We start from the raw sequence: 20,341 nt of genomic DNA, 5'->3' as shown, positions 1-20,341 counted from the left end.
TATGCAGCAAAGCATTCAAAAGAAAAAAGGTAAATCAACCTGGCGCCGTATCAACAACTGGCTGCACCTTTGGCTGGGGCTCACATCAGGGATCATCGTATTTATTGTAAGCATTACAGGCTGCCTGTATGCCTTCCAGCACGAATTGTCTGATCTCACCCAACGCTACAAATTCGTGGAAGCAGAGGCCAAACCTTACCTCTCTCCTTCTCAATTGAAAGCAATTGCTGCAAAAGAAGCCTTTGGTGCCGGAAGAGATACCGGCATCAACAAGATCACAGGCATATCCTACGGCAGTCCGGATAAAGCAGCCCTGGCTACTTTCATGGATAAGAAAGACGGATATACCATGATCTACATCAACCCCTACAATGGTAACGTACTGAAGAAAACAGCCCTCAAGCATGATTTCTTCCGTTTTATACTGGAAGGGCATTTTCAGTTGTGGCTGCCCAGAAAGATCGGCCAACCCATTGTAGCTATAGGTGTACTCATATTTGTTGTGCTGCTCATCACCGGTCTCATTATGTGGTGGCCTAAAAAATGGAACAAAGCCAACAGGAATAAAAGCTTCAAGATTAAAACAAACGCTGGTCCCAAGAGGATCAATTACGATCTGCACAATGTACTGGGCTTTTATGCCATGGTCATTGCACTGGTGATTGGGCTTACAGGGCTTGTCTGGGGCTTCCAGTGGTTTTCAAAATCTTATTATTATACGCTCACAGGAGGAAAAACCCTCCCCAAATTCCAAAAAGGCGTTTCAGATACCTTATTGGCAAAGACTGCAGTACTGGTGTCTCCGGAAGACAAAGTATGGGCACAGATGCAAAAAGAACACCCTGAGCAAACAGGTACCACACAGGTACAGTTTGCGTATTTACCTACTGATCCCATCGCCGTGATCTATAATCCGGCAGAAGGAACTTACTACAAAAGGGAGTTCAGGTATTTCGACAGGTATTCTTTAGCAGAACTTAAAGGCGGCGGCATTTATGGAAAGAAATTTGCAGACGCTTCTACCGGAGAAAAGATCTACCGGATGAACTACGACATACACGTTGGTGCCGTTTTGGGCCTGACGGGCAAGTTCATTGCTTTCTTTGCCAGCCTAATTTGTGCCAGTTTACCCATCACCGGGTTCTATATCTGGTGGGGCAAACGAAAGAAGAAGTCCGGCAAACAGGTAAAGCCTGCCACAAAACGGCTGCCCCGGGTAGCCGCCTCCTTGTAAAAAGAAGAGGGTGCTCCATAAGGGCACCCTCTTCTTTTATATATCTAAGATAGGCTTGACATAGGCTTGAGATAGGCTCAAAGTATATGATTTGACCCTCTGAGCAAAGGTTATAGATACCACTTCTTATAACGAAGCAACCCTTCCAGGAAATAATAATCCGCATAGGTCAATGGCACATCCACTTCCGAGTTCGCCAGGAAATGCCCCACGCTGTTCTTCAACAGAAAACCACCGTTCTCCCCCAGTTTTGCCCTGTACGCATCAGACGACAAAGACTGAAGCATCACAACAGCAGCATCCACATACTTCGCTTTATCTGCCTTACCCACATACTGCCCCAGTTCCAATAAAGCAGACGCTGCGATAGCACCCGCAGAAGCATCCCGGGAAGTAGGTATTTGGGGAGCATTGTAATCCCAGTAGGGGATCTTATCAGCTGGCAGATTAGGATGGTTCAGGATAAATGCTGCAATACCCTGAGCCTGGTCCAGGTAAGTTTTGTCTTTTGTAAAACGGTACATCATGGTATAACCATAAAGCCCCCAGGCCTGCCCTCTGCTCCAGGCAGACGTATCATGTGCCCCCTGTCCGTTCACCTTTTTAATGATGCCGCCGGTGGAAAGATCGTAATCCACTATATGAAAAGTACTGTGATCCGGGCGGTAGTGGTTCTTTAAAGTAGTGTTCGCATGGGTGATCGCAATCTCACGGAACTTTTTATCCCCACCCTTTTCAGCCGTCCAGAGCAATTGCTCCAGGTTCATCATGTTATCGATGATCACGGGGCAGTTCAGGTTCTTGCTTTTATTCCAGGATTGGATGGAATGAATGGAGGGCCTGTAGCGGGTGATCTGGTAAACAGCTGCCGTGTCGATCACTTCTTTATATTTCTTGTCCCCGGTAATGCGGTAAGCATTTCCAAAGCTGCAATAGATCATGAAGCCAATGTCGTGATTGCCCGTGTAGCGCTTTTCCTTTTCCAGGATGGCGAGCCTGCGCTCGGCTTCAGCTTTTACATTGGCGTCTTTTGTATACTCATACAGGTACCAGAGTGTGCCGGGATAAAAACCGCTGCACCACCATTCTGTATCAGAAGTAACAGACCGCCCTTTTGCAAAGGTACGGGGCATCCTGTTGGCAGGCGTACTGTCCTGCAGTACTTTATATTGCTTCACGGCAAATTGCATGTTCTCATCTATCAGCTGCTGCATTTGCTTTTTGGAGGGCTGCTGGGCCATTGCGCTGAATGGCAGAACGAGGATTAGCGCTAGTTTTCCTAATGTGGATCTCATGGGAGACTGTATTTTATTGACTGTGAACGTGGTTAGGATGCAAACGTTTGCATCACAGAGGATAAAAATACCAAACGGATTGAATTAAGCAAGGATTTTTTTCTATACTTGCGCCCATGCGAGTTTTCCTGACCACCCTTCTCCTTTTTATATCTACTGCTTCCATTAGCCAGACCTATACCGGAAAAGTGACCGCCGTAAAGGACGGGGATACGATTGAAATGCTGGTGAACGGCAAACCCATCAGGATAAGGCTCTTTGGAGTAGATGCCCCGGAAAAAGGGCAACCGTTCGGGGAAAAATCCCGGCAGTTCACGGCAGATCAGTGTTTCGGGAAAGTGGTAAAAGCTGTACAAAAAAGCAGGGACCAATACCGGCGTATAGTGGCAGAAGTATTTTTGCCGGATAACAGCTCTCTCAATTACCGGTTGTTGCAGGCTGGTTTTGCCTGGCACTATACCAATTTCTCCAAAAATGAAACATGGGCTGCTGCTGCGTTGAAAGCAAAAAAGGAAGGAAATGGATTATGGAAAGATGCGCATCCCGTAGCCCCCTGGGATTGGCGGAAAAAGAAATTCAAAAGATAAATTGGCCTTACCAGATCCGGTCCTTATTCTCGAAGGCCTCCAAACGTTCCTTATTCCATTCAAAGATCACAAATACCAATAACAGGGATCCTATGGTGATCAGGGTTCCGGTGATCGTCCACTTCAACCTGAAGGATGAAGCAGATAAAAATGCCAGTTGAAAAAAGAATAAGCTGCCGCGCAAACCACCAGCGTAACCAGGTAAGGAACAAATACAAGGCGGAACTTTTTATAGAAACTTTCCATTGGTATAAAGAATACAACAATATACTGCATTCCCGGAAATGTATTAATATAGCAGTATGAAAACACCGCAACATACTGTAACACTGCGCTTCTTGGCAGAACCCTCTGATGTGAATTTTGGTGGAAAGGTACACGGTGGCTCCGTGATGAAATGGATAGACCAGGCTGGTTTTACCTGTGCGGCAAATTGGAGTGGCCAGTATTGTGTAACAGTATATGTAGGAGGAATTCGTTTCTATAAACCTATCTCTATCGGGGACCTGGTAGAGATCTCTGCTTCAATTATCTATACCGGTAATACCAGTATGCATATCTCTATCCATGTATATGCAGGTAACCCAAGGCAAACAGAGAAAGTAAAAACCACGCACTGCATCATGGTATTTGCGGCTATCGACGATCAGGGCAAAACAATACCCATCCCAAAATGGGTGCCGCAAACTGAAGATGAACTGAGTATGGAAAAATATGCCCACCGGCTGATGGACCTTCGTAAGGATATTGAAGACGAAATGAAGCAATTCCTTTAAGCGATCGCACGGCTCAAAGCCTGTGCCTGCCCTGCGCTATACACTTCTGATAATAATTCCCGCACATTGATCTCTTTTTCAAAGTAATGATCAATGAAAGTATAGGTTAATCTTTGTGACTGGCCGATCACATATACTGCAGGTAATGGTGCATTTTCTTCGATACCTGAAACACGGTCCCAAAGCGGATCTGTTTCTGCATAAATGCCTGCACCGCGTGCAATCTGATGATTATGGTCAATTGCTATGGGGAAAGTATAATTATGTTTGGCAAGCTCCGCTTCCAATTCTTTCCTGTCATCTGCAGAAACCACCAGCAACTGGCCACCCATTACCTGGATGTCTGCATGTAATGATTCCAGCTGTTCCAGGTAATTCACACCATAATCATTCCAGTGAATGGAATAAAATGCCAATACCAGTGGTTGGTTCAGTAACTCGCTACCTACTATGTAGCTGCTCTCCTGGCGCAGGAAAGAAAATGGTACTACAAAATCATCCTTATGCAGGTGGAACAATGGAAAAGTACTTCCGGTAACAATCGGTTTGATCTTTGTTCTGTCTAATGGTTTAGTGTTCCTGATCTCGTAGAATTGGGGCAAAAAGTCCGCATATCGATTAGTAGTACGCATATGTTTTCTTTAATGTTGTTGGTATAATGATCTTAAAAACGGGTGATATTCTGATGTAAAGATAGGGATATTTTTCTATTATCCTACTAATCCGGTAGACTTTATGTAAATAAACGAAAAAACCCGCTCTGCGAGCGGGTTTCTCTATTTAAAAAAGTTTAAAATTATTGCTTATTGAACTCGCCGTCAGCAGTAATGGTCACTTCTTCGCTCAGGGCGGCGGCAGGGAACTTGGAACCGAAGTTAAAGTCGCTGCGTTTGATGGAACCGGTTACGCGGAAACCAGCTACGGGCTTTTTAGTCATTGGGCTGTTAGCTGTACCACGGTACCAGAGGTCCAGGGTCACAGGTTTAGTTACGCCATGCAGGGTCAGGTCGCCTGTTACTTTATATTTACCCTCGCTTACTTTTTGCAGAGAAGTGCTTTTGAAAGAAACAGTAGGGTTAGTGGCAACATCGAAGAAATCAGGACTTCTCAAATGATCGTCACGTTGGCCAACACCTGTATTGATGGAAGTTGCCTGAGCGGTCAGTTCAAACTTTGCATCGCTGAAATCAGGTTTATCAGATGTGATCGTAGCGTCGAAGTCAGTGAAAGAACCGGAAACGGTAGAAAGACCCATATGTTGCACATCAAATTTCAGTTGTGCATGGGCTTTGTCTACTTTCCAGGCTGATTGAGCAAAGCTAGTTGCGGATGCTGCCAGCAGGAAGATAAAGAGGGTAATCTTTTTCATAAAATCTGTTTGTTTAATTTTTAACAGGTTTGCAAACTTATGTACATTTGCTTACAATTGGTAAGCGGTTACCTGAAGGTAAGTGGTTACTTTAAGGTAAGTTATATATTCCTTATAAAGATATGCTATGTTAAAGTTACAAACTATTTCAGCAGAGTGGGAAGCTTGTACAGCCCTCAGTGCCGTTCAGGATGCATTATACGTTTTAAATGGCAAATGGAAGCTGCCAATTATTGTAGCGCTGAGCAGCGGCAACAAACGTTTTAATGAATTGCAGAAAACGGTGAAGGGCATAGCTGCCAAAGTATTATCCCATGAATTGAAAGAACTGGAGCTGAATGGTTTTGTAGTACGCCATGTATATACTTCCACCCCTGTGATGATAGAATACGAATTAACGGAATACAGCAACTCGCTGGGCCAGGTAGTGGATGCCTTAAGGATATGGGGCACCATGCACCGCGAGAAGATCCGCAGCCAGTTCAAGCAATTGGTGTAAGGCTTAAGCCTCTCAAAGCTACCATTACTGCAATGCTGTTCAGGCATCACTTAAACTATTTCTTCAACGCCGTTCCCAGGAACCTGCTCAAACCTCTCGCCGCATCACCATATGCATCTGCAATCCGGAGTGCCGGATCTTCATCATACTTCCCTTTGGCAGATGCATCCTCGATCCTGATCTTCACGATCGCCTTTTTAGGATTGCTGCTTTCCACGATCCATGCCTCTGCATCCAGCTTCGCAGGTTTGTTCTTAATGCCAATATTATAACCCGGCTCCAGGAGCATCGGTTTAAAGATAAGCTGGTAGCGGGCATCAGGGAAATCTCCCAGCTGAATATCAGAAGCCTTTTTAAACTGTTCAACAAACTTCGGTTCGTAGTGTTTGGCTTTATCATTCGTCCATTTCTCCTCCCATGCGTATGCACTGCCTGGTGCCCTTTTCTCTGCCTCCGCCCTTTTCAGCCTGATATAATTTGCCTCCCGGCCGGCATCCCCCACAGAAAGTTTAGTATAATCAAATACAATATGAAAGGTATCCACTCCCTTCAACCCTTCAATTTTTCCGGAAGCCAGCTTCACATCCTGCGCCTTTGCAAAAGAAGCCAATAATAACAAGAGGAAAGAGAATATTCTGCATTTCATTTTGGTATGTTTGTTTTTATATTGATATAAATGTAATATAAAAAAACAGCCTCCGCAAGTGCGAAGGCTGTTGACAGATTGTTTCTGTGCTTTTCAGGCTGCTTTTCCGGGGGGTATAAATACAATACAATAAAGAGTAACACCTATTCAAATAGATATTTTACGCAGATATCCCTCAGCAAAACGCTGTTGATAATACTCACGCGAATATTATAGTTGTTTGGAAAACAGTATGAAATCACATACAAAACAATAAAAACGAAACAAAACAATAAAAAGTAAAGACTCGGGTTGAGTAAAATGTGCATACGCACAACAGGCACAAGATAATGCCTGTAGCTTGCTAAACGTTTCTCCTGCTTTTTAATGTGAAAGTACCATGACACCCAACTATCCTCCAATAACAAAATATTAGCCCTTACTGAATGAATAGCCTCTCCCATGACACAAAAGGCGGGGTTTTTAAACAAGCATTTAATGGTTTTCAGATCGAAAGGCATAAAATCATCTAATCAACATGACAATATCATGACACAGCTCAAACGCGCCTAATATTAGGTTTTCAAAAAATATATATTCATTTAACGTGAAAAATCGTCTTTCTCAGTTCATAATAAATTGAGTATTTAAGACTACGGAAACGCACCTACGAGTTGTTGAAAATTCACATAGAAATGGAACAAACCTTACCAGATTTTGTTTCTATATTAGTCTTTTACATTGTGTTCGAGAACAAACATTTATCCCAACTAGCTTAATTATCGCCAACTAGCTTAGTACCTATTATTAAACCTTCAATTTTTCGTAATGTCAATGAAAAACATGCGTAGTGTTTTCCAGGGGGGATGCTTTACAAACGTCCGTAGCGCACCTGGAGAAACGGGACCACTTATTCTGAAAGGATCAGACTCCACCATCAATCAGGGCCAGTTCATTAACATTCGGCCGATGTATTTCTCAGACCAGAACTACACCGTTTGGGTGTATGACATGGAATTGGTCAAAGAAGAGGAATTAACGGTAATACTGCCAAAGGTATCTGCAGCTATGCTCTATAACCTAAACGGCAGATCTACCCTTAGCATCTGTAAGTCTCACCAGTTGAAACTGAAGGAAAAAAGCTACAGCCCACTCTCTCTTCAGCCAGGGCAGCACACCTTAGTGATGGACCCGGGTTATTGCAAGGTACTCCTGCTGCTTTTCCATCCGCCTTATGTTTCCCCGGTAACCGACCTCAGGATAGTTCCGGAGGAATATTCAATCCGGCCGAAAGTAGAAGCCAAGCTCATTAACCAAACCTGCCAGCAATTGATTGAGGATGTACAGCGTGACAATTATGGTGGGGAGCTATGGCGTTTAAAAAGAGAAGTACTTATCCTTGACCTGTTCTTTAGATCGCTGGATGAGATAGGCATTCCTTTGCAAAAAGAACAACCATTCCAGCTGCATCCGGATTACGAGCGGATGGTAAAAGTACAGGTATACATCAAGGAGAATATCGATAAAAAACTCTCTGTTCCCATGCTGGCCCGGAAATTCGCTATTCCCCCAGCCCAGTTGCGGAGAACTTATTTGCAGGTATTTAAACAACAGATGTGGGAATATATACGTACGGAAAGGTTACACCGGGCAACAGTATTGCTGTTGGAAACAGAAATGCCGGTACATGAAATTGCCTGGGAAGTAGGATATGAATCCGCTGCGGGATTTACACGGGTATTTACCTTTACCTTTAGGCAATCTCCCACGGACTACCGCAAATCATATAGAAAAGCGAGTTAAAATTTCCTTGCAAAGATTCTTTTCATAACGGCAACGGAAGCTCAAAAAATGATCGCGATTTTTACAGCAGAATTTTTACATTTGATATGAGAGTGCATTACATGGCCTGTAACTGAAAGAGTATCGCATCATCTACTATTCATCCGCCAAACTCCATCTTTATTTATTTTTTCGTTCGAGAAAAGTAGCTTTCCATCCTTTAGTTAATCCATATCTAAATCCTGTCATCAGAATAATTTATTACTATGTCACGTCGTAAATGGATAATGGAGACCATTCTGCTACTGCTGTTCATTCTATATATCTATACTGCAGGGAGCAAGCTGATCAATTACAACGCCACCGTATTTCAAATGAATGCTCAGCCATTTGACAACAAGTATACCCCTTTTCTTGTATTGGGGATACCTATCGCTGAGTTCATCGTGGCCGGTATGCTCATTTTCAAAAGAACCCTGCTAAAGGGGCTGTGGGCATCTTTATTTCTGCTTACTTTATTCACAGGTTACATCGTTTTAGTTAAGCTCAATTATTATGGAACAATTCCTTGTTCCTGCGGAGGAGTACTAAAAGATCTGACCTGGACGAAACATCTTTTCTTCAATTTATTCTTCATGGGTATTAGCATCGTTGGGATCCTTCTGGAAAGAAGGGGTCTGCAATCCCGGCAGTTTAATACAATGAGTTTGTCTTAAAGCAAAGCACAAAACTATATTTATGACAGGTGAAATGGCCATACCTGGGTCAAATGGCCAATCCATACATTAGACCAATTCTATTAAAAATCAACTATTATGAAAAAGCTCAAGCTCGCATCATTAGCGTTAGTTATGTTTATTAGCGCCGTAGGCGCCTATGGGAACTACAAGGCGAATAATACGCTTTATTACATTGCACCAAACACATCACCGTGGGCAACAAGCTATATGGTAGCATCAACACCTCCCTCCGAAGGCTGTGTTGGCAATGCTGAATTGGTTTGCACAGTTGTTGCTTCATTTGGTTACACTTCAGGACAATTCATTCCAGCTTCAGAAGCTGTCGTTTTTACACTGTACAATTAATGCCAACAAAAAAGAAGGATTACTTCAAGTTAAAACCTTGAAGTAATCCTTCTAAACTATGATTCATTATCGTTCATTCTGCTGTATACCAGCTAGATCAATTTCGTTCTGAGGGAAAGGATAGATGTATCTTTTATCATTAGGTTGAATTTCATACAAAGTGCCATTATACAATCTCTTGAGAACACGCGCAAAACGGGGTTCTTTATTGAGTCTCCTCAAATCCTGCCATCTGATCTGTCCTGTAAAAGGTAATTCCTTCCTTCGCTCTTCAAGTATTTTAACTAATGCAACATCACCATCCGTAGCCACGAAATCGGTATAGGCACCCTTTTTGTATCGGTTCTTTAACAATTTATTCAGATCATCCGTTGCTGAAACTATATTATTCATTCTTGCATTACACTCTGCTCTGATCAAAAAGACCTCATTAATTCCTATACCATCAAAGATCAGATCATTACCTGTGTAGCCTCCTCTATACTTGGCCCTTCCAACATTATCAGTAGCAAAGAAGTATGTTTTCCTAAGATCATTATCGTCATAAGACTGAAATAATAAACTATCAACAAAAGACCTGTTAAACGAAGCGCTAGGTGCAATTCCTGCATGTGGATATCCGGTTGCATAAAATACAATCTCCGGATTCTCCAATTTAAAGTCGGGAAACCTATAGGGTTTAGTAATCGAAATAATTTCGTCATTAAAATCCAATAATCTGGCAGAATAGGTTAATGCAGAATCAGAGAAACTCTTCGCGTTTGTATAGCTACCCATTTGAAGATAGGTTCTGGCCAACAATGCAAATGCAGCAGACTTGCAAGGGCGGGTTTTATATACAGCCGTTACTGGCAATAGTGAAGCCGCAAGTTTCAAATCATCGATGATTAGTTTATAGGTCTGCTCAATAGAAGATCGCGGCTCGAGATGATGAACATCTGATTTTGTTCTAATACAAATACCAAGATCATTGGCGGCGGTACTTGCATTATAATGCTTACAAAACACTGCTGCGAGTTCAGAGAAAAGCATTGACCTGAAAAACAATGCCTGCCCTTTGACATTATTATATTCAGCAAGCTTGTCAGTAGCGATATCAATAGCTGCAACCCCTTCAAGTACAACATTGGCACTGGCAATGATATTGTACGCTGTGTTATACTCTATTGAAGCTTCAACTCCAAAAATATCTTTATTCCATAGATAACTATTCCTGTCCATAGCATTTATTACTTGTACGGCAGCATCTGGAAAATAATAATTATCTGCTCCCAATAGGCCCAGTGTGGGATAACCTGCATTCATTATTATGCTGTTATCAAGGATTGCCTGAAAATCCTTTAATGTTTCGGGCACATTATCGGTTATTTGCCTTTTCGCATCCAACCATTCATTTTGCTTCTTACAAGCACAAAAAGCAAGTGCACAAACAAAAAATACGCTTAAAACAGGTTTCATTTCCTCACATTTTAAAAATTAGCTTGAACGCCTAAGGAAAAAGTAAAAGGATTAGGCAGGTTATGGCTACCGGGAATATGATATACATCCGGATCAATCTTAAATTTATTCGCCCGCCAGATAATACCCAGGTTATTCAGGTAAGAATAGATCTGGATCCTTTTAAACCTGGTCCTGAATGGCCCCGAATCCCCAAATGTATATCCAATCCTAACATCCTGTAATCTCACATGATCTGCCCGCTCTACCAATAATTCAGAATATTGATAAAAATCATTTCGTTGCGTATTAGTGGGGTAGCTAAGGGACGGTACGCTTGTTCTAAGCTCATCACCTGGTTGCTTCCAACTCTCTGCATAATCGCGATTCATATAAGCATTCAGTGTAATCAGATAATTCAGATTAGCACTTGGTCTTCTGAAATAATACCCCAGCTTATATATAATGTTAAAAGACAAGGAGAAATTCTTGTATGCCAGATCATTCCTGAGAGAACCAAAATAGGTTGGAGTGGCAGATCCATGATACACCAGGCTATCCGGGCTGGCGTTCCTTATGATCCCATTATAGTCCTTGCTTATTTGTCCATTGAGCATGCCCTGTGGATCACCTGTTTTAGGATCTAAGCCTGCCCATCTATAGCTTAAAATACCTCTCAATGGTCTTCCAACTACATACAATAAAATTTCCGGATCCTTCGTGATCACAGAACTGATAGTTGGCTTAAAAGAATATGCCGTGATCTTATCATGCAAAACATTCAGCAGCAAGGTGGAATTCCATTTTAGGCCTCCTCTCATGATTCTTCCTGTAACAGATATATCCCAACCTTTGGTCAATGTACTTGCAGAGTTCTTATTCACTGAAGAAAATCCGGTTTGTGGCGCCAATGTTGCTTTCTCAACCAGATCAATTCCATTTTTCCTGTAATACTCAATTGTACCGGAAAGCCTGGCTCCCTTCGTACTAAAATCAACCCCCAAATTCAAAAGTTTCACCTTCTCCCATCTTAATTGATCATTAGCCGGACTCAGTGCAATAATGGAAGAAGCCCCGGTCAAAGGATTAGTGAAATTAGTTCCTGTCAGGTAAGCTGATCCATTGTAAACATTGCCGTTGAAACCATAAGAAGCCCTTAACTTCAGATAGGGCAACCAGGTGATACTGTAGAACATCTCCCTGTTCATCTCCCATCCCGCACCAACAGACCAAAGTGGCGTGATCTTCTCATTTGCTTTCACACCAAACAGGTTCGCCCCATCTTTTCTTCCACTCAATGTAAAGTCGTATCGTTTGTTATAGCTATATCCAACGTTAGCATAATAGGAAACATACCTGCTTAATGTTCCCAGCACAGCTCCATTCAGCGGCAATAAAGGAGTATTCAGCGTAGATGTACCCACTGGATTGGTGGGATACAAGATATTCAGGTTCAAATTTCCGTCCGGCATGCCAAATTCATCAAAATGCCCTACCGTATTCCTTTCCGTACCTGAAGCAGAGATCTCCCTTATTTCAGCACCCACAATACTGGTAATATCATGCTGGCCAAAGCTCTGATTATAATTCAAACTTGCCCTGAGGTTATGGATCCGCCAGTCGTAATTGCCCTTGGACAAAATGCCACCTCTTGGGAAATTATATTTTATCGTCTGGGTAGCCGTATCATATACAGAAAACCGGTTGATCAGGTTTCGGGTAAAATACGTCTCCTCACTTCTATAATTCCTTGCTTCGATCAGTTGTTTCTCGTGCTGATACAATACTTCCGCATTGAGGAAAGAAGCAAATTTATACTTAATCGCAGCCCGGAGAACGATCCCCTGAATCGTTGTATAATTATTCCCTTCCTTAATTTCATCCAATGGCCTGTATCGCCAATCCAGGAATCCAAGTCTTGAAACACTGTCTGTATAGTTAGTCCTGTAATCTCTCATAGTAGGCAGGGCCTCTCCATTTCCATCTGCCAGTTTAGCATAAGGATATAACACATCATAAGTACTCCCTCCCGTTCTAACAGCACCATACCTCAGTTCATTATGCTGCGTCACCTTACTATAGCTGTAATTCATAAATGCCGTAACCTCTAAGTTCTTAGCCGGCATGAACATACTGGAAGAGGTAATCGTAGTTCTGTACATACCATTCCTGACAAGATTATCCCTATTCCTGTCGTGCCCCAGTGATAAATAGTAAGTAATATCTTTAGAACCACCCCGCAGGTTAACTGCATATTGCTGGTTGATCGAGCTTTGGTACATATGCTTCAGGAAATCCTTCCGCACATCGTTCCCTTTTAACTGATTGATCTGCGCTTCTGCTTCTTCACTGGTCAGTTGTTGCGCTCTTTCTTTAGCGAGGATCTCTACCACAGGAGATAAAGGGGGTCTGCTTGTAGTATTACTAATATCTGAATTGAAATATCCCAGGTTAAAGAGATGGCGTTCAATGGAGATGTAATCTGCTGAATTCAAATAATTCGGATCATAATATAGGTTGGGCCGGCTTCCAATAGTGATGTTTGTATTGAAGTCGATCTTCATCTTCTCATTCAGCCTGCCTTTTTTGGTAGTAAGAACAATTACCCCATTGCCGCTCCTGGCTCCCCAAATGCTGGCTGACGCAGCATCCTTTAACACCGTAATGGATTCAATATCATTTGGATTAATATTCCGTACATCTCCTTCATAAGGGAAATTGTCCAGTACGATCAGGGGATTGACGTTCACCTGGTTCGGAGATAAAGTGCTTAAACCTCTGAGCGAAAGACCAAGAGAGGTTACAGATGGCATTTTCGAAATATTGCCCGGCGTGGAAGTGGTAAAGTTCAACAGCCCGCTGGTCACTCCATCCAACCTGTCCAGGATATTTGTCCCTACCCTTCTTTGCACCAGCTCACTGTCCAACGGTACGAAGGAACCCGTAGAACGTTCCATGGGCAGACTTTGGTAACCGGTAGATACGATCGTGACGCCTTCCATTTGTGTAACGCCTGCATCCAGGGTAAAGGAAAGTTCGGTTTCATTCTCCAGGAAGAACTGTTTGCTGAGATATCCTACAGAACTGATCACCAGCCAGGTACGTTTGGGAACATTATCAATGCTAAAGCGTCCATTCGCTCCGGTGCTGGCACCTTTGTTGGTTCCTTTCACTACAATGGTGGCACCGGGAAGGGGATTACCCTCTGCATCCATAATAGAACCGGAAACTTTAAGTACTTCTTTGGGTTTTACTTCGGCAGACGTTTCCTTCTGATACAGTACGATCTGCGTATTCACCAATACCCAGCTGATATTCAAACCCTCCGTTACTTTATTCATCACATCGCGGATACTTGCATTCCTGAAGTTGACCCGCAACTTTACTTCTTTGTTTATGATGGAATTTTCAAAAGTAACGGTAAGGCCTGTCTGTTTTTCAATGGCTTTGAAAATATTGGCAATGGAAACATTACCGGAATAAGTGAGGGTCCGTTCATCCTGAACGGAATTTTGGGCATGCGTTGCCAGGGAAATGAACATGCATATGATCATCCATTTGGGGTGTCCACTGATGAAAGGCATAATCTTACCTGACATTGTTAAATCCTTGAATTTTTCATACGTACTGATGCCCATTGGAGCAACAGGTTCCTGGATGCAATAAACCGGCAATCAAATTCTATTCCCACAGACATTGGTTCTAGGTATAACAACCTGAATATAAAAAAAATTGGTCGACGATATACAAGGTAATGCCGGAAAAACATTCTCTAATAAACAAAATCCTATGCTGGCGATAGGATTGCTATTGTCTTAAGCCCGGTAAATTCTTCTATCTGTGAGATCATTTTAGATTCCCCAATAATTCCCGCAACGTTTTCAAGGCTATTTTCACATGACTTCTAACGGTTTCCATATTCAATCCCATTTCCAGCCCTACTTCCCGATAGGTCTTTCTGTCCAGATGGGATTTAATGAAGGCCCACCTCCTTTGCTCCGGTAAGGTCTGAACAGCTTCGTTGATCCTTTTGCGTATTTCCCACACTTCTGCATAGTTCTTATGCTCAAACTGAGGAGCCGTTTCAGAAAAACGGTCCTTCTTCCGCTGATTGTTCTGTACAACACGCTGGCGGCTAAGTGAGTTATTTCTAACCGCACAGTATAGGTAGGACCTGTAGGCAGCCGGTTTAACACGGTCAAGGTGACCCTTCTCCCAAAGTATGATAAATGTTTCCTGCACAACATCTTCAGCTTCATACAGATCACGCAGAATACCATAAGATTCCATGATCAGCGATTCACGAAACTTAAAAAATAGCTTTTGCAGTATTTCCTGAGAACGGCCCGAATCCTTTGGAGTTGTGCGATCTTCCCTCATGGCTCACTGGATATAATTAATCGTAAAACAAATGGAAGAAAACCAAAACAACGCCCCTCGTCTGCAGGAGCATGTTTGGGTAAAAACAATTCAAAAATAAAATATTGTTTTCATTGAAGTTACAGAAAATAGCAAAGAGGGGCTAAACAAAAGATGTTAATCTTCGGTTAATAGAGCTTGGGGTTGGGCAATGCAAAATGCTCCCTTAGCAGGGAGGGTAATGCGACAAAAAAAGATTGGGGATTAGGATTACTAACGAATGCGTTCGGAATTTCTGACAATTTCGATATGGTATCCCATGAGAGACAAAAGTTCACTGGCATCATCTAATTTCTCCATTAATTCTTCACGAACATTTGAGCCATGTTCACCAGCTCTGCAGGCAATTTCCTCCCAGTTGAGATTGTCCTCAAGAAGGATGTATTGAATTCTGTTGGTAATGAGATCAATGTTGTTCATGGTCAATTCAGTATTAATAAGTTACGTGTTACTGGAGATCGTCTGTTATTATTGTAAATGGAGTATGTTACCTTCTAATTTATAATTCACGCCTTTAGCTATTTTCAACACAGCGAGGAATTCTTCAAGTGGCCGGCCCTTATCCAGCTTTACATCAAATTTATAGGCTGCAATTGCCGGGTTGTCGTACACAATCTTTACATCATACCACCGGTCCACCACATCTGCTATCGCCTTCATGTTTGCACCTTCAAAAAAGTGCACCCCGTCCATCCATGATAATGCCCTCGATGCTTCAAACCTTTGAACCACAATAGGTTCGCCGGTTTTCCAACTAGCCTCCTGGTTAGGCTGCAGTAACACTTCCTTCCCTGCCGCAACGGCTTTAATGCTACCCGCCACAAGGGACGTTGTTGTTTTACCAGGCTCATAGGTATTCACGTTAAAGGATGTACCCAAAACCCGGATATCTCCATTAGGTGTATGAACAATAAAAGGTTTCTCTGCATTCTTCGCTACCTCAAAGTAAGCCTCCCCTTTCACTTCCACCTCCCGGGTATTCCCTGTGAAGGAGAAGGGGAAACGCAGGCTGGAAGAAGAATTGAGGGTTACAACCGTACCATCCGCCAGCAGGATCTTATAATCCTTTTTAGCAGGTACCTCCAGGGAATTCCACAAACTGCCTCCCCCCGGCCGCTGCTGATAACGCAATGTTTTATTCTCACTCATCAACTGCACATCACCAATCAACCTGGAACTATTAGATTCCGGCCCGGTTAAAGCTACCTCCTCTCCGGAGTATAATTTTAACCTGATATCATATGATTTCTCCGCTTTTTCCGTAGCGGCTGAATAGTTAATAGATTGTTGTTGGGGTTTAACCCAAAGGAACCAGGTACCTAATCCAATCACTAATAAAACAGTAGCCGCCGCTACCAGGTTACGAACGGTCAAGTACCTCACCGGTTCATCCTCCCGCTCCATAATAACCTCCATCAATTCATTCCACCGGGTACTGGTGGGCCTTTCCCTTAAAAGCTCCCTCATTTCCGGAGACGAATACAATTCGTCCAGATCCCGGCACATTTGCCGGATCCCGGGGTCTTCCATAGCCGCCTCCAACTCCAGCTTCTCCTGTTCGGAAAGCTTATCCATAAGTTGTTGCAGGTATAATTGCCTGATATGGTTGTGATCTGGTTCCATAAATGATATTAATCGATGTCAATAATAAGATGAATTTTTAAGGGGGACAGGGTGTATCCCGTCTGAAAAATAATTCAATTTCTGCAGTAACCATGCAAAAACGGGAGGGTAACTACGTGTATCTCAAATACTTCTTTTAAGCGTCATCCGCCACCGGCCTGTATTCACAACATTTCCCGGCAGGATGGAACAGCATTTGGCCCATAAAGGCATTAATTTCTAAACAATGATCAATCAATTTGAAGTACCCGCGCTGATTGAAGACACGCTCCCGGAATTACGCAGGCCGCTGCACCAATTCCCTGCTATCTTCCATATTTATCAGACTGTTGATTGCCTGAACAGCTACCTTATCCGCCAGTTGCGGAATAAAAACTATCCCCTCCTCGAAAAATGCCTCCGCCTGGCTGGCCGGCTTTATGAAAGAGGGAACCCAATTGTGAAAAAAGCAGTTACCCAGATCATCGTACCGGAACTTTCCAAAGAACCGGTACCCGATAATATCAGCCGTATCAGGTTATACTCCCTGATCCCGGCTTCCCTCTATAATTTATATATGCAACATCACCTGAACATACAAACGAAAAATAAGTAACAATGGACTCATCTGCAAGATCGGACGAGGTCGTCGTCCGGGACGAAACTATCATACCTGGTAACATTACCTCCGAAGATATTATCATACGACCCGCTACTGCTGCAGATATACCATACGCTGCAGAAATAGCCGCAGAAATGGAATCCTCTGCTAAAGCACGCGGCACCGGTATCGCCAGACGTACGCCTGGTAGTATCGCCGAAAAGATCCGTCAGGGGAAAGCTGTGATCGCATTAACGGTCTCCGGTAGATGGGCCGGCTTTTCTTACCTCGATACCTGGGAACAGGATAAATTTATTTCCAACAGCGGATTGATCGTTTCTCCTGCTTTCAGGGCCAGGGGTATCGCCGCCATTATTAAACAAAAGATCTTTCAGTTATCCCGCGCCTTATATCCAATGGCCAGGATCTTCAGTATCACTACCGGCCGCGCGGTAATGAAACTCAATACAAGACTGGGTTTTGAGCCAGTTACTTATGCAGACATCACGCACGACCCGGCATTCTGGGAAGGGTGCAAAAGCTGCGTTAACTATCCCATCCTCTGCGCTAAAGGCAAACAAAACTGTTTGTGTACAGCTTTGTTGTTTGAACCATCGTAAATCACTACCTATCTACGCTAAAACGATTTATCTTTGGTAGCATAAAAATCAATTCCTAGCGCATGAGAAGATTTTCCCTCGCCCTCCTGTTTTCGTGGCCTGCCCTGCTTTTTGCACAAAACCCGGTGAAATACGTAAAACCCATCATCGGAACGGAAAAGATGGGCCATACCTATCCCGGCGCTACTGTGCCTTTCGGGATGGTACAGCTAAGTCCGGAAACGGACACGCTTCCATATGAAATGAATGGAAAGTATAATCCTGATGTATACAAGTACTGCGCAGGATACCAGTACACTGATAAAACAATCGTGGGTTTCAGCCATACCCATTTTAGCGGAACTGGTCACTCCGATCTGGGAGACTTCCTGATCATGCCAACTGTTGGTCCTCTTCAATTAAACCCCGGTACGGCTGATAAACCTGAAAGTGGTTATCGCTCCCGCTTCTCTCATGAAAATGAAACGGTGGAAGCAGCTTATTATAAGGTGAAACTGGATGAAGGTAATATCCTGGCGGAACTGACGGCCAGCAACCGCGTAGGTTTTCACCAGTATACTTTCCCGCAATCGGATCAGGCACATATTATCCTGGACCTGATGGCCGGTATCTATAACTATGGTAATAAGAATGTATGGACCTTTGTTAGGGTGGAAAACGATTCCCTCATTACCGGGTATCGCCAGACCAGCGGATGGGCCAGGACCCGTACCGTTTATTTTGCCATGACCTTTTCCAAACCATTTAAAAAGTATGGGCATCAGAATAATGTGAATGATGTGTACAAAGGTTTCTACCGCAAATTCGACCAAACCACCAATTTCCCCGAAATGGCCGGCCGCCAGATCAGGGCATGGTTTGATTTTAATACCCAGCCCGGCGAAAAGATCAAGATCAAATTTGCTTTATCTCCCGTAAGCACGGAAGGCGCTCTGCTCAACCTGCGTACGGAAATTCCGGGATGGGATTTTGATGCCGTAAAACAGCAAGGCCAGGAATTATGGAATAAGGAATTGTCCAAAGTATCCATAAAAACAGCTGCTGAAGATGATATGATCAATTTCTACACGGCCCTGTACCATACTTACCTGAGCCCTACCACCTATATGGACGTGGATGGCGGATACCGCGGCCTGGACCAGTTAAATCATAAAGCAGAAGGTTTTACGAATTATACCACTTTCAGCCTCTGGGACACCTACCGCGCATTACACCCATTGTTCAATATCCTGCAACCACAACGGAATGCTGATATGGTACGCTCCATGCTGGAACATTATAACCAGAGCGTACATAAAATGCTGCCCGTATGGAGCCATTATGCCAATGAAAACTGGTGCATGATCGGCTATCACAGTGTTTCCGTGATCGCAGATGCTATCATGAAAGGTAATATCAAAGGATATGATGCCAATAAAGCCCTGGAAGCATGTGCCAACACAGCTCGTTACAAGAAATATGATGGGCTGGAATATTATATGCAACTGGGTTATGTGCCGGAAGACAAGAACAGCTCCTCTGTTTCCAAAACACTGGAATATGCGTATGACGACTGGTGTATTGCACAGGTAGCCAAAAAACTGGGCAGAACGGACCTCTATGATGAATTCATTAAACGCTCCCTCAACTACCGTAATGTATTTGATGCCAGCACAGGCTTCATGCGCCCTAAGATGAGCGACGGTAAATTCAGGAAAGAGTTTGATGTGCTCAGTACGCACGGGCAGGGTTATATTGAAGGGAATGCCTGGAACTACAGCCTCTATGTTCCCCAATATCCTGCAGAAATGATTGAGATGATGGGTGGTAAAAAACAATTCACCGGCCACCTGGATTCCCTTTTCACTATGCACCTGCCGGATGAATTCTTTGCAGAAACAGAAGACATCACCCGCGAAGGCATTATCGGAAATTATGTACATGGTAATGAGCCTGCACACCATGCGGCTTATTTGTACAACTGGACGGACGCTCCATGGAAAACACAGGAACGCGTGCGGATGATCCTGCCAAAGATGTATAAACCTTCCTCTGACGGATTAGGTGGTAATGATGATTGCGGACAAATGAGTGCCTGGTACATCTTCAGCTCTTTGGGCTTTTACCCGGTTTGCCCCGGCTCTGTGGAATATGCATTAGGCAGCCCTTCCGTACAATCCGCTATCCTTCAACTGGAAAATGGAAAGACCTTCCAGGTAGAAGCAGTGAACCAAAGCGCCGCAAATGTATATGTACGTAAAGTAGAACTGAACGGCCAGCCATTTAACAAACGCTTCATTACACATGATGATATCATGAATGGCGGAAAGATCGTTTTCTATATGGACCGTAAGCCAAAGAAATAAGCAAAAAAAAACATCCCGAAGAATCGGGATGTAATGTCTACAGTGAACAATGAAATAGCAATTGC

20 protein-coding genes are annotated in these 20,341 nt (G+C 43.3%); 10 read left to right on the top strand and 10 right to left on the bottom strand.

The features are described 5' to 3' along the window. Position 1 precedes the first annotated feature (1 nt). Positions 2-1,234, top strand: a complete 1,233-nt coding sequence (locus BUR42_RS26890) for a PepSY-associated TM helix domain-containing protein (protein WP_074242627.1) — start codon at positions 2-4, stop codon at positions 1,232-1,234. Between the two features lie 110 nt (positions 1,235-1,344). On the opposite strand, the gene BUR42_RS26885 is transcribed toward BUR42_RS26890, so the two are convergent. Next, entirely contained in the window at positions 1,345-2,529 is a 1,185-nt protein-coding gene (locus BUR42_RS26885) for a glycoside hydrolase family 88 protein (protein WP_074242626.1), read from the bottom strand. A 116-nt stretch (positions 2,530-2,645) separates the two neighbouring features. Here BUR42_RS26885 and BUR42_RS26880 point away from each other — a divergent pair, with 116 nt between their 5' ends. After that, entirely contained in the window at positions 2,646-3,116 is a 471-nt protein-coding gene (locus BUR42_RS26880; RefSeq protein ID WP_074242625.1) for a thermonuclease family protein, read from the top strand. A gap of 7 nt (positions 3,117-3,123) precedes the next feature. On the opposite strand, the gene BUR42_RS29830 is transcribed toward BUR42_RS26880, so the two are convergent. After that, positions 3,124-3,300, bottom strand: a complete 177-nt coding sequence (locus tag BUR42_RS29830; protein WP_159442355.1) for a hypothetical protein — start codon at positions 3,298-3,300, stop codon at positions 3,124-3,126. A gap of 118 nt (positions 3,301-3,418) precedes the next feature. On the opposite strand from BUR42_RS29830, the gene BUR42_RS26875 reads away from it, so the two are divergent. Then, on the top strand, positions 3,419-3,892 hold the full coding sequence (locus tag BUR42_RS26875; protein ID WP_074242624.1) for an acyl-CoA thioesterase: 474 nt from the start codon (positions 3,419-3,421) through the stop codon (positions 3,890-3,892). On the opposite strand, the gene BUR42_RS26870 is transcribed toward BUR42_RS26875, so the two are convergent. Next, entirely contained in the window at positions 3,889-4,524 is a 636-nt protein-coding gene (locus BUR42_RS26870; RefSeq protein WP_074242623.1) for a peroxiredoxin family protein, read from the bottom strand. The two genes, BUR42_RS26875 and BUR42_RS26870, sit on opposite strands and share 4 nt — an antisense overlap. 164 nt (positions 4,525-4,688) lie before the next feature. Beyond that, positions 4,689-5,261, bottom strand: a complete 573-nt coding sequence (locus BUR42_RS26865; protein ID WP_074242622.1) for a YceI family protein — start codon at positions 5,259-5,261, stop codon at positions 4,689-4,691. A 127-nt stretch (positions 5,262-5,388) separates the two neighbouring features. On the opposite strand from BUR42_RS26865, the gene BUR42_RS26860 reads away from it, so the two are divergent. Beyond that, positions 5,389-5,760, top strand: coding sequence for a winged helix-turn-helix transcriptional regulator (locus BUR42_RS26860; protein WP_074242621.1), 372 nt, complete (start codon positions 5,389-5,391; stop codon positions 5,758-5,760). Positions 5,761-5,815: 55 nt separating this feature from the next. Here the strand turns inward: BUR42_RS26860 and BUR42_RS26855 are convergent, their stop codons facing one another. After that, positions 5,816-6,406 (bottom strand): hypothetical protein, encoded by a 591-nt coding sequence (locus tag BUR42_RS26855; protein ID WP_074242620.1) that lies wholly within the window; start codon positions 6,404-6,406, stop codon positions 5,816-5,818. 807 nt (positions 6,407-7,213) lie between these two features. On the opposite strand from BUR42_RS26855, the gene BUR42_RS26845 reads away from it, so the two are divergent. The 3 genes from BUR42_RS26845 to BUR42_RS29660 all read left to right on the top strand — a co-directional run bounded on the left by BUR42_RS26845 (position 7,214) and on the right by BUR42_RS29660 (position 9,252). Continuing rightward, on the top strand, positions 7,214-8,188 hold the full coding sequence (locus BUR42_RS26845; RefSeq protein WP_084185849.1) for a helix-turn-helix domain-containing protein: 975 nt from the start codon (positions 7,214-7,216) through the stop codon (positions 8,186-8,188). Between the two features lie 245 nt (positions 8,189-8,433). Next, positions 8,434-8,883 (top strand): MauE/DoxX family redox-associated membrane protein, encoded by a 450-nt coding sequence (locus BUR42_RS26840; RefSeq protein WP_074242617.1) that lies wholly within the window; start codon positions 8,434-8,436, stop codon positions 8,881-8,883. A gap of 99 nt (positions 8,884-8,982) precedes the next feature. After that, a complete protein-coding gene (locus tag BUR42_RS29660) occupies positions 8,983-9,252 on the top strand; it encodes a hypothetical protein (protein WP_143197593.1) in 270 nt (89 codons plus the stop codon). 66 nt (positions 9,253-9,318) lie between these two features. On the opposite strand, the gene BUR42_RS26835 is transcribed toward BUR42_RS29660, so the two are convergent. The 5 genes from BUR42_RS26835 to BUR42_RS26815 all read right to left on the bottom strand — a co-directional run bounded on the left by BUR42_RS26835 (position 9,319) and on the right by BUR42_RS26815 (position 16,731). After that, complete coding sequence (locus tag BUR42_RS26835; RefSeq protein ID WP_074242616.1) at positions 9,319-10,710, bottom strand: RagB/SusD family nutrient uptake outer membrane protein; 1,392 nt, start codon at positions 10,708-10,710, stop codon at positions 9,319-9,321. An 11-nt stretch (positions 10,711-10,721) separates the two neighbouring features. Continuing rightward, complete coding sequence (locus BUR42_RS26830; protein WP_159442353.1) at positions 10,722-14,288, bottom strand: SusC/RagA family TonB-linked outer membrane protein; 3,567 nt, start codon at positions 14,286-14,288, stop codon at positions 10,722-10,724. 247 nt (positions 14,289-14,535) lie between these two features. Next, a complete protein-coding gene (locus BUR42_RS26825; protein WP_074242615.1) occupies positions 14,536-15,069 on the bottom strand; it encodes a sigma-70 family RNA polymerase sigma factor in 534 nt (177 codons plus the stop codon). Positions 15,070-15,321: 252 nt separating this feature from the next. After that, positions 15,322-15,528, bottom strand: coding sequence for a hypothetical protein (locus tag BUR42_RS26820; RefSeq protein ID WP_074242614.1), 207 nt, complete (start codon positions 15,526-15,528; stop codon positions 15,322-15,324). A gap of 48 nt (positions 15,529-15,576) precedes the next feature. Further along, positions 15,577-16,731 carry a FecR family protein gene (locus tag BUR42_RS26815; protein ID WP_074242613.1) on the bottom strand — a complete coding sequence of 385 codons (1,155 nt, stop codon included), beginning with the start codon at positions 16,729-16,731 and terminating at the stop codon, positions 15,577-15,579. A gap of 226 nt (positions 16,732-16,957) precedes the next feature. Here BUR42_RS26815 and BUR42_RS26810 point away from each other — a divergent pair, with 226 nt between their 5' ends. The 3 genes from BUR42_RS26810 to BUR42_RS26800 all read left to right on the top strand — a co-directional run bounded on the left by BUR42_RS26810 (position 16,958) and on the right by BUR42_RS26800 (position 20,276). Then, entirely contained in the window at positions 16,958-17,326 is a 369-nt protein-coding gene (locus BUR42_RS26810) for a DUF7674 family protein (RefSeq protein ID WP_074242612.1), read from the top strand. A gap of 2 nt (positions 17,327-17,328) precedes the next feature. Beyond that, positions 17,329-17,931 (top strand): GNAT family N-acetyltransferase, encoded by a 603-nt coding sequence (locus tag BUR42_RS26805; protein WP_234979815.1) that lies wholly within the window; start codon positions 17,329-17,331, stop codon positions 17,929-17,931. A gap of 62 nt (positions 17,932-17,993) precedes the next feature. Then, a complete protein-coding gene (locus BUR42_RS26800) occupies positions 17,994-20,276 on the top strand; it encodes a GH92 family glycosyl hydrolase (protein WP_074242611.1) in 2,283 nt (760 codons plus the stop codon). The last annotated feature ends 65 nt before the right edge of the window (positions 20,277-20,341 follow it).

Origin of the sequence: Chitinophaga niabensis, assembly GCF_900129465.1 — a bacterium.
GTDB classification, from domain to species: domain Bacteria; phylum Bacteroidota; class Bacteroidia; order Chitinophagales; family Chitinophagaceae; genus Chitinophaga; species Chitinophaga niabensis.
The sequence above is the reverse complement of the archived record's forward strand: the minus strand, read 5'-3'. Positions and strand labels throughout refer to the sequence as shown.